This window comes from Oceanimonas aquatica (assembly GCF_030732065.1).
GTDB lineage: Bacteria > Pseudomonadota > Gammaproteobacteria > Enterobacterales > Aeromonadaceae > Oceanimonas.
On the sequence record NZ_JAVBHX010000005.1, the window covers coordinates 236,611 to 250,856 of the forward strand.

General features: G+C 60.1%; 11 protein-coding genes. 3 read left to right on the forward strand and 8 right to left on the reverse strand.

Translation table 11 applies throughout. The features are described from left to right. The gene (locus Q9290_RS09380) at positions 1–1,407 is read right to left on the reverse strand and encodes a cytochrome ubiquinol oxidase subunit I (protein WP_306079389.1); all 1,407 of its coding nucleotides are present in this window, start codon (positions 1,405–1,407) and stop codon (positions 1–3) included. 293 nt (positions 1,408–1,700) lie between these two features. Between Q9290_RS09380 and Q9290_RS09385 the strand changes: the two genes are divergently transcribed. Both Q9290_RS09385 and Q9290_RS09390 read left to right on the forward strand, forming a co-directional pair. After that, positions 1,701–3,569 (forward strand): sensor histidine kinase, encoded by a 1,869-nt coding sequence (locus tag Q9290_RS09385; protein ID WP_306079390.1) that lies wholly within the window; start codon positions 1,701–1,703, stop codon positions 3,567–3,569. Beyond that, complete coding sequence (locus Q9290_RS09390; RefSeq protein WP_306079391.1) at positions 3,566–4,927, forward strand: sigma-54-dependent transcriptional regulator; 1,362 nt, start codon at positions 3,566–3,568, stop codon at positions 4,925–4,927. Before Q9290_RS09385 ends, Q9290_RS09390 begins: the two co-directional genes overlap by 4 nt. A gap of 66 nt (positions 4,928–4,993) precedes the next feature. Here the strand turns inward: Q9290_RS09390 and Q9290_RS09395 are convergent, their stop codons facing one another. Further along, positions 4,994–5,746, reverse strand: coding sequence for a M48 family metallopeptidase (locus Q9290_RS09395; RefSeq protein WP_306079392.1), 753 nt, complete (start codon positions 5,744–5,746; stop codon positions 4,994–4,996). 372 nt (positions 5,747–6,118) lie between these two features. Between Q9290_RS09395 and Q9290_RS09400 the strand changes: the two genes are divergently transcribed. After that, positions 6,119–7,741 (forward strand): methyl-accepting chemotaxis protein, encoded by a 1,623-nt coding sequence (locus Q9290_RS09400; RefSeq protein ID WP_306079393.1) that lies wholly within the window; start codon positions 6,119–6,121, stop codon positions 7,739–7,741. A gap of 158 nt (positions 7,742–7,899) precedes the next feature. On the opposite strand, the gene Q9290_RS09405 is transcribed toward Q9290_RS09400, so the two are convergent. The 6 genes from Q9290_RS09405 to Q9290_RS09430 form a co-directional block, all read right to left on the reverse strand. Then, entirely contained in the window at positions 7,900–8,277 is a 378-nt protein-coding gene (locus Q9290_RS09405) for a SirB2 family protein (protein ID WP_306079394.1), read from the reverse strand. Between the two features lie 188 nt (positions 8,278–8,465). After that, the gene (locus tag Q9290_RS09410; RefSeq protein ID WP_306079395.1) at positions 8,466–9,836 is read right to left on the reverse strand and encodes a sodium-dependent transporter; all 1,371 of its coding nucleotides are present in this window, start codon (positions 9,834–9,836) and stop codon (positions 8,466–8,468) included. Positions 9,837–9,973: 137 nt separating this feature from the next. Further along, a complete protein-coding gene (gene hppD / locus Q9290_RS09415; protein ID WP_306079396.1) occupies positions 9,974–11,047 on the reverse strand; it encodes a 4-hydroxyphenylpyruvate dioxygenase in 1,074 nt (357 codons plus the stop codon). 184 nt (positions 11,048–11,231) lie between these two features. Beyond that, on the reverse strand, positions 11,232–12,239 hold the full coding sequence (locus tag Q9290_RS09420) for an ABC transporter ATP-binding protein (RefSeq protein WP_306079397.1): 1,008 nt from the start codon (positions 12,237–12,239) through the stop codon (positions 11,232–11,234). Further along, a complete protein-coding gene (locus tag Q9290_RS09425; RefSeq protein ID WP_306079398.1) occupies positions 12,236–13,237 on the reverse strand; it encodes an ABC transporter ATP-binding protein in 1,002 nt (333 codons plus the stop codon). Before Q9290_RS09425 ends, Q9290_RS09420 begins: the two co-directional genes overlap by 4 nt. A 10-nt stretch (positions 13,238–13,247) precedes the next feature. Next, positions 13,248–14,231: an ABC transporter permease gene (locus Q9290_RS09430; protein ID WP_306079399.1), complete on the reverse strand. Its 984-nt coding sequence runs from the start codon at positions 14,229–14,231 to the stop codon at positions 13,248–13,250. Positions 14,232–14,246 lie beyond the last annotated feature (15 nt).

Sequence of the window (14,246 nt, forward strand, 5' to 3'; positions counted from 1 at the left end):
TCAGTTCTCCACCACGTCGTGTTGCAGTTTCTTCACCCAGGCCAGGGCAAAACCGGGGGCCTTGACGCCAATCATGTGCTGCTCCAGCCGGGCCATGTCCGGCGGCCCCTTGCGCACCAGCTTGGCCATAAAGTAGAGGTACACGAAAAACAGCAGGCTGTAGGTGAGCACGAACAGGGTGAGCGAAAACAACACCCGCTCCGCCGGCAACGGTGACACCACCTCCATGGTGCGCACCAGGCCGTGCACCAGCCAGGGCTGGCGGCCCACCTCGGCCACGTACCAGCCGGCCAAGGTGGAGATGACACCCGAGGGGATCATCAGCATCATCAGCCACTGGAAGGACTTGCTGTCGAACCGGCCATGCTTGCGGCGCAGCCACAGTCCCCACAGGGCGGCGCCGATCATCAGCACGCCCAGCCCCACCATGATGCGGAAGGAATAAAACACCAGCGGCACATAGGGACGCTCGTCGGCGGGCACCGATTTCAGGCCCTGCAACTCGCCGTCGGCCTCGTGGGTTAGGATCAATGAAGCCAGCTTGGGAATTTTAATCTCGAAATGGTTGGTCTCGGCCTCCATGTCGGGCACGGCAAACAGCAGCAGCGGCGCACCACTTTCGCTTTCGGGCCAGATCCCTTCCATGGCCGCCACCTTGATGGGCTGGTGCTCTTTCACGTTCAGGCCGTGAAAGTCACCGACAATGGCCTGCAGCGGCGCCAGCAGCAGCGCCGCCCACAGCGCCATCGACAACCCTTTGCGACCAAAGGCGCGATCCCGGCCCTTGTACAGGTACCAGGCACTGATGCCGCCAATCAGAAAGGTGGCGCTGAGCATGGCTGCCAGCAGCATGTGGACCAGCCGGTAGGGCATGGACGGGTTAAAGATCACCTCCATCCAGCTGGCCACTTCAAAGCGGCCATCCACCAGCTCATAGCCCGCCGGGGTCTGCATCCAGGAGTTGGCGACGATGATCCAGAACGCCGAGATCCAGGTGCCCAGTGCCACCACGCAGGTGGAGAAGAAGTGCAGCTTTTCCCCCACCCGTTGCCAGCCGAACAGCATGACGCCGAGAAAGCCCGCTTCCAGGAAAAAGGCGGTCAGCACTTCGTAGGCCATCAGCGGCCCGAGCACGGCGCCGGTGATCTCGGAGAAGCGGGAAAAGTTGGTGCCGAACTCGTAAGACAGCACGATCCCGCTCACCACCCCCATGCCGAAGGTGATGGCAAAAGGCTTGATCCAGAACTTGGCCAGCTGAAAATACACCGGGTTGCGGGTTTTCAGCCAGAGCCCTTCCCAGATGGCAATGGCGGTGGCCAGACCTATGGTCATGGCCGGAAAGATAATGTGAAAACTGACGGTAAAGGCGAACTGTATTCGCGACAAAATGGCGGCATCGAGCTCCACGGGTCCTCCTTAGCGGGCCAGCCGGCGGCGTACCAGTGCCGGCAGCCCCGCCATCAGAAGAACAACAAGGATTGCGGAAAATTCCATCAACAGCGTGATCAGGTTCATTATTGTTTTGCTCACTCGTTAGTCTGGTGAGCTGGTTCTGCATGAAGCGTGCCAGCCTTTTAAAAACCCCGCCCCGCCTTGCTTTGGATCAATAAAAACGCAAAAACTTGTGTTCACCGACAACAGGGTTTACAGTTTTTTCGCTTCCAACTGTCAACGTCATTTACACCCGGACTCGCCGATTCATGCCCCTGGAACTCGCCTTTGAACTGATGATGATACTTACCAGCGGCTGCGCCCTGCTGGTATCGGCCTGGCTGTTCTGGCGCGCCCGTAACCGGCGCAGCATGAAGGCACTGGCGGGCTTTGGCATCATGATGGCGCTGTGGTGCGCGGGCCATGTGGCGGTGTTTTACGGCCTGCACGATCTCGGCATGGCGCTGATACTGGCCAACCCGCTAATGCCCACCTTCTTTCTCGACTTTGCCATTGGCTTTGTCAATCAGGGCCCGGGGCAGCACCCCTGGCTGAGCCGGCTGGCCCGCTATCGCGGCCTGCTCTATACCGCCGCCATGCTGGTCAGCTCACTCACCCTGTGGCGGGGGGGCGGCGACATCATCGGCTTTGGCCCCTTTGAGCACTATTTCGTGTTTCGCGGCAGCGGCTGGTTCAATATCGGTTACACCATTTTCATCGGCGTGCTGGCCCATGCCCTGCTGCTGTGGGGCTTTGTACGCCAGCGAGGCAACCGCCGCCGCTCCATTGCCGCCATGTTTGCCGCCGGCGCCTGGGGGCTGCTGCTGGCCACCAGCTTTATTTTTCCGTCACTGGGGCTGCTGTGGTACCCCTGGCCCATGCTGCTGCTGCCGAGCTATGTGCTGCTGCTGGTCTACGGCGTGGTGCGCTACCAGATGCTGGAAGTCAACGCCTGGGCCAACCGGGCGCTGCTGTGGATTTTGATGACCACGCTGCTGCTGGGGCTGATGGCGCTGTTCAGCGCCATGGCCGGACGCCTGGGAATGCAGGCCCTGGCTGCCGTGCCCCAGTGGCAGCTGTGGCTGTATTCGCTGCTGCTGCTGATGCTGGCGCTGGCCCTGTATCAGCCGGTGAGCAAGCTGGTAGAACGGCTCATTTATCCGGGCAGCCGGCTCGATGAACAGCTGCTCGACACCTGGCTGGCGCAGCTGCGCGATGCCGACGGCTGGGCGTCACTGGCCGACACCGCCCAGCGGCTGCTGGCCCGGCAAATGGGCCAGCCGGTAACAGTACGGCTGCTGAACCGGCCGCCGTTGTTGCAGCCCGGTAGCGGGCTGGAGCTGTGGTGCCTGCACCAGGCCCAGGGCTGGCAATTCCGGCTCAAGGGCTTTGACGATGTGACGCCGGGCATGCGCCTGACCGCCGAGGTGTTCGGCTCTCTGCTGGCCACCCGCTGCGGCCTGCTGGAGCGCTCGCTGCAACTGGCCGAGGCCGAGCGCAAGCGGGTGTCGGAGCAGCACCTGGTGGAGCTGGGCGGCCTGTCGGCGGCCATGGCCCATGAGCTGCGCAACCCGCTCAATATTATCTCCATGGCCACCGCCGGTCTGGAGGCGGATCGCAAGGCCATGATTCAGGACCAGCTCAAGCGCGCAGATCGGCTGATCGTCGACATGCTGGCCTACTCCGGTCAGCTGCAAATTCAGCCCAGATCCCTGCCCCTGGCCCCCCTGCTGGAAAGCCTGCGGCCGCAGTTTGACTGGCAGCAAGTGACCTTTGATTACGCCCTGCCGAACGATTATTGCCTGTACGCGGATCCATACCGGCTGCAGCAGGTGCTGACCAACCTTATCGACAACGCCCTGTCGTTTTTACGCAATCGCCCGGATGGCCACCTGCGGCTTGAAAGCAGCCCCAACCCCGGCGTGCTGTGGCTGCACAACAACGGCCCGGCCATCGAGCCCGACATGCAGGACAGCCTGTTCCGGCCGTTTGTGACCCGTCGGCCCGGTGGCAGCGGCCTGGGGCTGGCCATTGTTCAGCGCATTATGGAGGCCCACGGCGGCCATATTCGCCACCGACACGACGCCGGCTGGCCGGTAACCTTTGAGCTGACCTTTCCCGAGGAGTCCACATCATGACCACGGCCCGTATTATCGTCATCGACGACGAGCCCGCCTTTCGCACCCTGAGCGCCCAGTGGCTGCAGGCGGAAGGCTACGAGGTGCACACCGGCGCCGATCTCGATGCCCTGCGCACCCTGCTGGCGCAAGTGGATGCCGATCTGATCCTGCTGGATCTGTCGCTGCCGCCTCAGTTCGATCCCCACCACACCCTGAGCGCCCTGCCCGAATTCACGGATCGCCCGGTGATCATTCTGACCGGCCACGGCGAGCGGGAGCTGGCGCTGGAAGCCCTGCGTCAGGGCGCCTGGGATCTGCTGGCCAAGCCGATGGATCCGGATCTGCTGGCGGTGGTGATCCGGCGCGCCATTACCAAGCACCAGCTGGTGCGCGAGCTCAACAGCCTGAAAACCCGCATGGGCCGGCAACACCCCATCACTACCCTGATTGGCGCCTCGCCGGCCATGAACACTACCCGCGCCCTGGTCAGCCGTATTGCCCCCACCGATGTGCGGGTACTGGTGACCGGCCCGTCGGGCACCGGCAAGGAAGTGATTTCCCGCGCCATTCACGATCTCAGCAATCGGGCCGGTGGCCCCTTTATTTCGGTGCATTGCGGCGCCATTCCCGCCGAGCTGCTGGAAAGCGAGCTGTTTGGTCACATCAAAGGGGCCTTTACCGGTGCCGACCGCAACAAGGACGGCCTGCTCAAGCTGGCTGACGGCGGTACCCTGTTTCTTGATGAAATCGGCGACATGCCCGCAGCCATGCAGGTGAAATTGTTGCGTGTATTGCAGGAAGGCAGCTTCTATCCGGTGGGCGGGCGAGAGCTTGAAACCATTAACGTAAGGGTGATCTCCGCCACCAACGCCAGCCTGCCCGACAAGGTGGCCAGCGGCGAATTCCGAGAGGATTTGTTTTACCGCATCAAGGGCGTGACCATTGAAACCCGGCCTCTGGACGAGCGCCCGGAAGACATTCCGCTGCTCATCAGCCATTTTCTCGAATTGCAGGCTCAAGCCAGCAGCCAAGCGCCCCTGCACCCGGACGCCGCCGCCTTTCAATGGTTTATTCAGCGACGCTGGCCGGGCAATGTGCGCGAGCTGAAAAGCACCCTCGACAGCGTGGCTGCCATCGCTCAGGGGGGCATTATTACCCTGGACGACATCGCCCTGCTCTACCCCGACGCCAGAGAACATACCCCCGCCCCGCTTACGGCGGCCGGTGATACCCTTGACGCCCAGGTACGGGCCCTGGAAATAACGCTTATCACCGACGCCCTGGCCCGCCACGACAACAACCGCACCCATGCCGCCCAGGCCCTGGGGCTGTCGCGCCAGGGCCTGCTGAAAAAGATTGAGCGTTACGGACTGTAACCGGACATTCAGACACAAAAATGCCGGCTCGAGGAGCCGGCAAAAAACTAACAAGGAAGAACTCGATTAGCTCTGGCAGGAGGCGTTGGCGGCCGCTTGCTGCGCTTTTTCAATGCGGGTGTCGGTGGCCGGGTGGCTGGAGAACAGGCCACCGCCGTTACCGGCGTGCTTCATCAGTTTTTGTTGGGCACGCGCGGCGGCGTAGGGGTTCATGCCCAGCTGACACAGCACTTCCACGCCATAGACGTCGGACTCCAGCTCGTCCTGCTGGGAGAACTGGGCACTGAGAAACTTGGTGCCAATGTCGCCGTACTGGGACGACGCCAGCGCCCCCACCTTGCCACCGGCGGCCACAGCCGCCTGCTTGGCAGCTTCGGTCAGGTAGGCGGTCTTGAACTGATTCAGGGAGTGTTCGTATTTCACGTGACCGATCTCGTGGCCGATCACCGCTACCAGCTCGGCGTCATCCATCACGTCCATCAGACCGGAATACACGCGCACGGTACCATCGGGCATGGCAAAGGCATTGATCTCGTCGGACTCGTATACCGCAAAGTTCAGCGGGGTGCCGTCAATGCTGGTCAGATCTTTGGTCAGCCTTGCCAGGCGCTTGCTGTAACGGCTGTTGGCCGGAGACAGCTTGCTCTGGGCGTCCATCTGCTCCGCCGACAGGCTGGCCTGCGCCTGCAGTTCGGCTTTCGACAGGGTCACGCCCTTAAAGGCGGTCATGCCGGCACCGAGCAGACCGCTGGTGTCGTTGGATACACAGCCGGACAGGCCGGTAACGGCAACCAGGGCCGCGATCATGGTTTTTTTCATTTTTTGCTCTCTATTTTTTGCTTGCGGCAAGGGGGCACACTTGAGGTAAATTCAGCCCCATATTTGCATAATGTTTTGCAAGTGATGCAATCTAAATAAAACAAGACTCACTTGCAACCCATTGTTTGGATTCTGTTGGCGCAAACCTCCCCTGCTTCCATCCCCGAAATACCCCACCCAGCGGGCCTCCCAGCACGACAGAGCATCATTTTACCGGTTGGAAACCAAGCAATTAAATTCACCACCAAACAACCAGGAACCAGTTGAATCCATCACAAAAACACCACCTGTGTTATTGATCTCTCGCAAAAAAATGGACACAAACAGCGACTATGATTGGCGCCTATTTCATCGCGCCAACGAGGGATGGCCATGCTGAGAAAACTCAAAATCGGACCCAGGTCCATTGTTTCCTTTGGATTACTGGGGGCCATAACCCTGCTGCTGGGGCTGACTGCCATGATGCAGTTTGGCCGCATCGGTCAGGAAGTGAAGACCATGGCCGATAAGCGCCTTCCCGCCGCCATTCAAGTAGGCGAAATGCGCAGCGGCTTTTTGCTGATCCGCCTCTATACCATGAATGCCCTGTTTGCCGACACCGAGCAGCGCCGGCGCGCCGCCCTCACCCGGCTCGATGATCTGGAAAAAGACTTTGAAGCCCACCTGGAGCAAATGAGCCACCATGTGGAGTCCGCCGAGGGCAAGCAATTGCTGAGCAATATCGTCAGCAGCAAGGCCGACTATGACGAGCTGCATCACCGACTGCTGAACATGCTCAATACCGGCCGGATTGAACAGGCGCAGCTGTTTCGCCATCAGGGCTTTAACGAGCGGGGTCTGAAGGTCAGCACCGACCTCGACCAGCTGGGCGATTATCAGAAACGGCGCGCCGATGAGTCGGTCACCATTACCGACAACATCATCTCCTTCTCCAACACCGCCATGACCGCAGCCATTATACTGGCCCTGGCCCTGGTGGTGACGCTAGCACTGCTGTTCAGCCGCAGCCTGCTGCTGCCCCTTCGCAAGGCGGTGGAAGTGAGCGGCACCATTGCCTCGGGTAACCTTACCTCCCAATTCGACGATGACGCCAGGGACGAGGCCGGCGACATGATTCGGGCGCTGGCTACCATGCAGCAGCGGCTGAAACAGACCATTCTCGAGATCAACGATTCTTCTTCCCAGCTGGCTTCCACCGCCGAAGAGCTAAGCGTGGTCACCGACCAGTCCACCCGCACCCTGCAGCAGCAAAGTGACGAGCTGGAGCAGGCCGCCACCGCCGTCAACGAAATGACCTCGGCGGTGGAAGAAGTGGCCCGTAACGCCGCCGCCACCTCCCACAACTCCGACACAGCCGATGACAAGGCCCGTATCGGCCGCGACAAGGTGACCCACACCATCAACACCGTCTCCGAGCTGGAGCAGGAAATTACCCACACCCGCCAGGGCGTGGAAAGCCTGGCCAATCGGGTGCGCGACATCGGCAGCGTGCTCGACGTGATCAGGGGCATTGCCGAGCAGACCAACCTGCTGGCGCTGAACGCTGCCATCGAGGCCGCCCGGGCCGGCGAGTCGGGCCGGGGCTTTGCAGTGGTGGCCGACGAAGTGCGGGCGCTGGCCCATCGCACTCAGGAGTCGACCAAGGAAATCGAGGCGATGATGAACGCCATTCAGAACGAGACCAACGACACCGTCAGCGCCATTCAGATCAGCACCGAGCGCAGTGTGCAGACCCGGCAAATCGCTCAGGAAGCGGGCGAGGCCTTGCAGCTCATCGCCGACGCCATCATGCAGATCAACGAGCAGAACCAGACCATCGCCAGCGCCGCGGAAGAGCAGGCCTCGGTATCCCGCGAAGTGGATCGCAATCTGGTCAATATTCGCGATCTGTCGGTACAGACCTCCGCCGGCGCCAACCAGACCAACGCCTCCAGCAACGATCTGGCCCGCCTGGCCGAGCAGCTCAATAATCTGGTGGGCAAGTTTCAGGTTTAATGCTTACCGCGAAAGAACGACCAATGACGAAAGCCCGCGATGCGGGCTTTTTTATACGCAGGCCATCACCTTCAGCAGCATGGATTCCGGGTTAAGCCCGGTATGACTGTGTGTTAAACCCGGCATTTCCCCACCCGGTCCCCGAGCACGGGCGGCTGTTATCCCAGCAGCAAGGGAGTATGGCTTTTGGCAATCAACAGCATGGTTGCAAACAAGCCGCAGCTAATTCCCGCCAGCACATAACGCTGCCTGGCAGGGGCCACTGGCCTGAACGCCAGCATGGCAACGGCAACATAGGCAACCAGAAGCAGTAATTTCTCGGTTAACCAGGCATCGGTAACCGGGTATTGCCCGATCACCAAACACAAGCCAAGAGCACTGATCAGCATCAGCAGGGTCACCACTTTATGGGCCTTCAATGCCAGCGCATTGTGCAACCGTGCCGAACCGGTGACTCCCCACCAGGTACGCAACACAAAACTTAAAAACCCGAGCACAACAAGCACCAGATGCGCCTTGAGTAACAGCTGATACATACGACTTCCTTATCCTCTTGAACCTCAAAAAAGAATGTTAAATTATTGTAATGACAACAAATCAACATTGATCCATATCAAGCGTGAAGGTGAAAACAGATAAGCGGCCACCGGCTGAGAGGCCGAATGAGCAAATGCCGGCTCAAAGGCCGGCATCAGTAGCAGTATGATCGGGCTGACGGTGAGTTTTACTTCAGATTGAAATAAAACACGATCAGCAGGGCGATGGGGGAAAGGTAGCGGATCACCGGGTACCACAGCCGGTGCCAGCCGCCCAGCTCGGCGGCCGAGTGCGCCGGCTTCATTTTCCAGCCCACAAAGCAGGCGGTAAACAAGGCGCCCAGGGGCATCATGATATTGGCGGTGAGGTAGTCGTACAGATCGAACAGCGTCTTGCCCTCAAAGCGCGCAAACATGTCGAGGGGAGTAAAGCCGGACCATTCGTTCAGCGACAGCACTGTGGTAATGCCCACCAGCCAGGCCACCAAGCCGCCGCCGATGGCCGCCTTCACCCGACTTACGCCTTTTTCGTTCAGGTAACTCACCAGCGACTCCAGCATGGAGATGGACGAGCTCCAGGCTGCGAACAGAAGCAGCACAAAGAACAGGGTGGCAAAGAAGCTGCCACCGGGCATCTGGCCAAAGGCAACCGGCAGGGTCACAAAAATCAGTCCGGGCCCAGCCCCCGGCTCCAGGCCATTGGCAAACACGACGGGGAAAATGGCCAGCCCCGCCAGCAGGGCCACGCCGGTGTCCATGATCGCCACCACCACGGAAGTGCGGGCGATGGACACCTCCTTTTTCAGGTAGGCGCCGTAGGCCATCATGGCGCCGCTGGCCAGACTCAGGGTAAAGAAGGCATGGCCCAGCGCCACCAGCACCGCCTCGGCGGTGAGCGCGGAAAAATCGGGCCGGAACAGGAAGGCGGCCGCCTCGCCGAAATGCCCCGTGGTCATGGCATAGCCCACCAGGATCAGCAGCAGCACAAACAGCGCCGGCATCAGCTTGGTGACCGCCCGCTCCAGGCCATGGCGCACGCCGCCGGCGGACACCAGCACCGTCAATCCCATAAACACCGAGTGCCACAACAGCAACTCGCCGGGAGACGCCAGCAGTCCTTCAAACAGGGCGCCGGTATCGTCCGCCGAGATGCCGCCAAACTCGCCACTGGCTGCCGACACGATATAGGGCATGGTCCAGCCGGCAATCACGCTGTAAAAGGACAGGATCAAAAATGCCGCCAGGGTGGCCATGATACCCACGCCCACCCAGCCCTGGCTGCGCCCCTCACTGGCTGCCACCCGCTCCATGGTGCCGATGGGACTACGGCCGCCACGGCGGCCCAGCATGACTTCCGCCATCATCAGCGGCAGGCCGATCACGGCGATACAGGCCAGATACACCAGCACAAAGGCGCCGCCGCCGTTTTCACCGGTGATATAAGGGAACTTCCAGATATTGCCGAGTCCGACCGCCGAGCCGACCGCCGCCATGATAAAGGCAAACCGGCTGGACCACTGGGCCGGACGAGCACCGGCCTCATGCACACTGTTAACCACACCCACTCCGTTCTTGTTTTAGCCTGTTGGCAACATCAGCCACCCCGGCTAAAGGTGTAAAGAATGGCTGACAGCATGTCCTGCTATTTTGCCACCTTGGGCTCAAATAAAAAACGGCCTGGGTTAAAAAGTGGAGATTATTCCGCCTTCAGCACACCTCTGCGTATCTGATCCTCCTCAATGGATTCAAACAATGCCTGAAAATTGCCCTCGCCAAAGCCTTCATTACCCTTGCGCTGAATGATTTCAAAGAAAATGGGGCCGATGACGGTGTCGGTAAAGATCTGCAACAACAGCCCCTGGGTAGGGGCGCCGTCCATCAGAATGCGGTTTTTTTGCAGCCGGGACAGGTCTTCGCCGTGACCGGGCAGGCGCGCATCCAGACGCTCGTAATAGGTATCGGGCGTGTCCATAAAGCCCATGCCGCCAGCGCGCAGCTGCTCCACTGTGCGGTAGATGTCATCGGTCCCAAGCGCAATGTGCTGAATACCCTCACCTTTATACTGACGCAGAAATTCCTCGATCTGGCTGCGTTCGTCGGACGATTCATTGATGGGAATGCGAATTTTGCCGCAGGGGCTGGTCATGGCCCGGGAGCGCAGCCCGGTGAGCTTGCCTTCGATGTCGAAATAGCGAATCTCCCGAAAATTGAACAGCCGCTGGTAAAAGCCGGCCCAGGTGTCCATGTGTCCTTGAGCCACGTTGTGAGTGAGGTGGTCGATATAGGTGAGCCCCACGCCTTTGGGGTGGCGATCCACGCCTTCCACCGGCCGAAAATCCACGTCGTAGATACTGTGATCGCCATAGCGGTCCACCAGGTAAATCAGCGAGCCGCCAATGCCCTCGATGGCCGGAATTTGCAGCTCCATGGGGCCGGCGCCGGACGGCACCACTTTGGCACCATCGGCCTGCAAACGGCGAAGGGCGGCGGCGGCGTCTTTCACGCGAAACGCCATGGCATTGGCGCAGGGGCCGTGGCTCTGGGCAAATCGCGCTGCCTGGCTGTCGGGCTCGGCATTAAGAATAAAATTGATGTCGCCCTGGCGGTACAGGGTCACCTTCTTGCTGCGATGGTGCGACACGGCCACGAACCCCAACCGTTCAAACAGCTGCGCCAGCCGCTCGGGCTCGGTGGAGGCATACTCCACAAATTCAAAACCATCGGTCCCCAGCGGGTTTTCCCACAGGCCCTTGTTGTTGCTGGCTGCCATGACGCCCTCCTTTTACCCCGGATGTTGCAACATTAAGTATATGAACGAGGGGCATTCAGATGCGGGAGACGTGGAAAACGGGTGTAAAGAAATCATGACAAAAACAGCAAGGCCGCCTTATCAAAAGTGATAAAGCGACCCTGGAACATGAAGCATCAGCCCTGGAACAAGGCTGATGTCCTGATCAGTCCACGGCCAGTGGATGGTGACAGGCGACCTGCTGGGTATCACTGATATTTTGCGCCTGTGGTGAAGCCTGCCGGCACTGGTCGGTGGCAAAGGCACACCTTGGGTTGAAGGCACAGCCGGGCGGTGGCGAAATCGGGTTGGGTACCTCGCCGGTAACCGGGGTACGCTCCTTGTGGATCACGTCCATGCTGGGAATGGCGTCCATCAGCATGCGCGTGTAGGGATGGCGGGGGCGATTGAACACCTCCTCCACCGTGCCTACCTCCACCAGCCGGCCCAGGTACATGATGCCAACCCGATCGGAGAAGTGGGACACCACCGACATGTCGTGGCTGATAAATAGATAAGTCAGTCCCAGCTCGTCCTGCAAATCCTTCATCAGATTGAGTACCTGGGCCTGTACCGACACATCCAGTGCCGAAGTAGGCTCATCGCAGACCAGAAACTCCGGCTCGCCGGCCAGCGCCCGGGCGATGGAAATGCGCTGGCGCTGGCCACCGGAAAACTCATGGGGAAACTTCTCCATGTCCGACGCCGCCAGGCCCACCTGCTCCAGCAGCTGGCCGACCCGTTTCTTGCCTTCTTCCCGGTTTTTGATAAGACCGAACAGCACCAGCGGCTCGGCAATGATCCGCTCGACCTTCCAGCGAGGATTGAGGCTGGCAAAGGGATCCTGAAAGATCATCTGACAGCGGCGACGAATGTGCTGGCGCTGCTCCCGGGTAGCGTCGGCCAGTACGGTGCCTTCATAGCTTATGGTGCCGTCGGTGGGCTCATACAGCCCGGACAACAACCGCGCCACCGTTGACTTGCCACAGCCCGACTCACCCACCAGGCTGAAGGTTTCGCCCCGGCGAACGCTGAAGTCGATACCGCGTACGGCATGCACATAGGTCTTTTCCGCACCGTTCAGCAGTCGGTGTATAAAGGGTTTGGAGATATCAAACTTGATATGCAGATTTTGTACATCCAGCAGACTGCTTTCCTTGATCATCTCGCTCATGACACCAACTCCTCTTCCATCACTTTCAGACACGCCACCCGGGAGTCTCCCACCGCCTTCAGTGCCGGCTCCTGCTGCCGGCACTCGGCACTGCTGTTGGGGCAGCGCGGATTAAAGGCACAGCCCTGAGGAATGGCATTCAACCGGGGCATGGATCCGGGGATCTGGGACAACCGCTGCTCCCGAACCCCGATACGGGGAATGGAGCTCATCAGCCCCGCCGTGTAAGGGTGGCTGGGCGACTTGAGCACCGCCTCGACCGGGCCGATTTCCACCAGCCTGCCGGCGTACATGACCGCCACCCGGTCACAGATCTCGGCGATCACCCCCATGTCGTGGGTCACCAGCATGACCGAGGCATTATGATTTTTACACAGCCGGCGCAGCAGCTGCAGCACCTGGGCCTGTACCGACACATCCAGCGCCGTGGTCGGCTCGTCGGCGATGATCACCCTGGGCTCGACGCAGAGCGCCAGGGCAATCACGATACGCTGACGCATACCGCCGGAAAACTGGTGCGGGTATTGGTCAATACGCTGCTCTGCCGCCGGTATGCCCACCTCCTTCATCAGATCCAGCGCCTTTTGCCGGGCCTGAGCATAAGACAGCGGCAGGTGGGTCTGAATGGTTTCAATCAGCTGCTTGCCCACCGTCAGTACCGGGTTCAGACTGGTCAGCGGATCCTGAAAAATGGCACCGATCTCCTTCCCCCGCAGCAGCCGGCGCTGCTCTTCGTCGAGGTTGTCGATACGCTTGCCGTGAAGGCGGATTTCACCACCGCTGATGCGTCCCGGGGCTTCCAGCAAACCTGTGATGGCTGAGCCGGTCAACGACTTGCCTGCCCCCGACTCGCCTACTACACCCAGGATCTCGCCCTGACGCATGTCAAAGGTGGCATGCTGAATCGCCTTCAGGTTGCCCTTGCGGTGCAGGAACTCGATACAGAGATCATCGACCTCCAGAATCACCTCACCGCGATTGTCCTTAACCTTGTTCATTGACTTCTCCTTAACGCAGCTTGGGATTGAGGGCGTCGCGCAGCCAGTCACCTACCAGGTTGACCGACAGGGCTAGCACGACCAGCACCAGTGACGGGAACAACACCACCCACCACTGCCCCGAGAACAGGTACTTGTTGCCTTCGTTGATCAGGGTACCCAGTGACGGCTGATGAGGGGGCATGCCGACACCGAGGAACGACAGCGTGGCCTCGGTCAGCACCGCCAGCGCCAGGTGCAGGGTGGCAAGCACCAGTACCGGGCTGAGCACGTTGGGCAAAATATGCAGGAACATGATGCGCATGTTGCTACTGCCCATCACCCGGGCGGCCTGCACATATTCCTTGTTACCTTCCAGCAGGGTGCAGCCACGCACGGTACGGGCATACTGCATCCAGCCGGTGAGAGTGATGGAAATCACTATGATGTAGACTGCCATCTGATCGTGCATTTCCTGGGGCAGCAGGCCACGGGCAGCACCGCTTACCAGCAAGGCAAACATGATGGTGGGGAAGCTCAGCATGGCGTCGGCCATTCGCATGATCAGGGCGTCGATTACGCCACCGAAGTAACCACTGATGACCCCCAGTGTTACCCCCAGCGCCATGGCACACAGCACGCTGATAAAACCGACAATCAGCGACACCTGCAGGCCGTGCAGGATCAATGAGTACACGTCACGGCCCTGAATGTCGGTACCCAGCCAGAACCGGGCCTCACCGCCTGCCACCCAGGAAGGCGGCAGTTCGGAGTCCATCAGGTCAAAGGCGGTCATGTCGAAGGGATCGTAATGCGAAAACAAAGAGGCGCCGATACCGGCAAACAACAACAGCACCAGTACTGTGCTGGCAAACAACGTCAGCCTGGAGGTGCGGAAATTATAGGCGATGTCGCTGTCCCAGGCCGCCAGCAGCCGCTGCCATACTTTTTTCAGCCCCCCGGCATGAGGGCTGTTCGGGGCGCTCAGCGCCACCTTGGTGGTATTGATAGCCATACGTTACCTCGTCCT

Coding starts and splice junctions, on each gene's coding strand:
- Q9290_RS09385 (WP_306079390.1), top strand. CDS start 1,701: ATGCCCCTGGAACTCGCCTTTGAACTGATGATGATACTTACCAGCGGC.
- Q9290_RS09390 (WP_306079391.1), top strand. CDS start 3,566: ATGACCACGGCCCGTATTATCGTCATCGACGACGAGCCCGCCTTTCGC.
- Q9290_RS09395 (WP_306079392.1), bottom strand. CDS start 5,746: ATGAAAAAAACCATGATCGCGGCCCTGGTTGCCGTTACCGGCCTGTCC.
- Q9290_RS09400 (WP_306079393.1), top strand. CDS start 6,119: ATGCTGAGAAAACTCAAAATCGGACCCAGGTCCATTGTTTCCTTTGGA.
- Q9290_RS09405 (WP_306079394.1), bottom strand. CDS start 8,277: ATGTATCAGCTGTTACTCAAGGCGCATCTGGTGCTTGTTGTGCTCGGG.
- hppD (WP_306079396.1), bottom strand. CDS start 11,047: ATGGCAGCCAGCAACAACAAGGGCCTGTGGGAAAACCCGCTGGGGACC.
- Q9290_RS09420 (WP_306079397.1), bottom strand. CDS start 12,239: ATGAGCGAGATGATCAAGGAAAGCAGTCTGCTGGATGTACAAAATCTG.
- Q9290_RS09425 (WP_306079398.1), bottom strand. CDS start 13,237: ATGAACAAGGTTAAGGACAATCGCGGTGAGGTGATTCTGGAGGTCGAT.
- Q9290_RS09430 (WP_306079399.1), bottom strand. CDS start 14,231: ATGGCTATCAATACCACCAAGGTGGCGCTGAGCGCCCCGAACAGCCCT.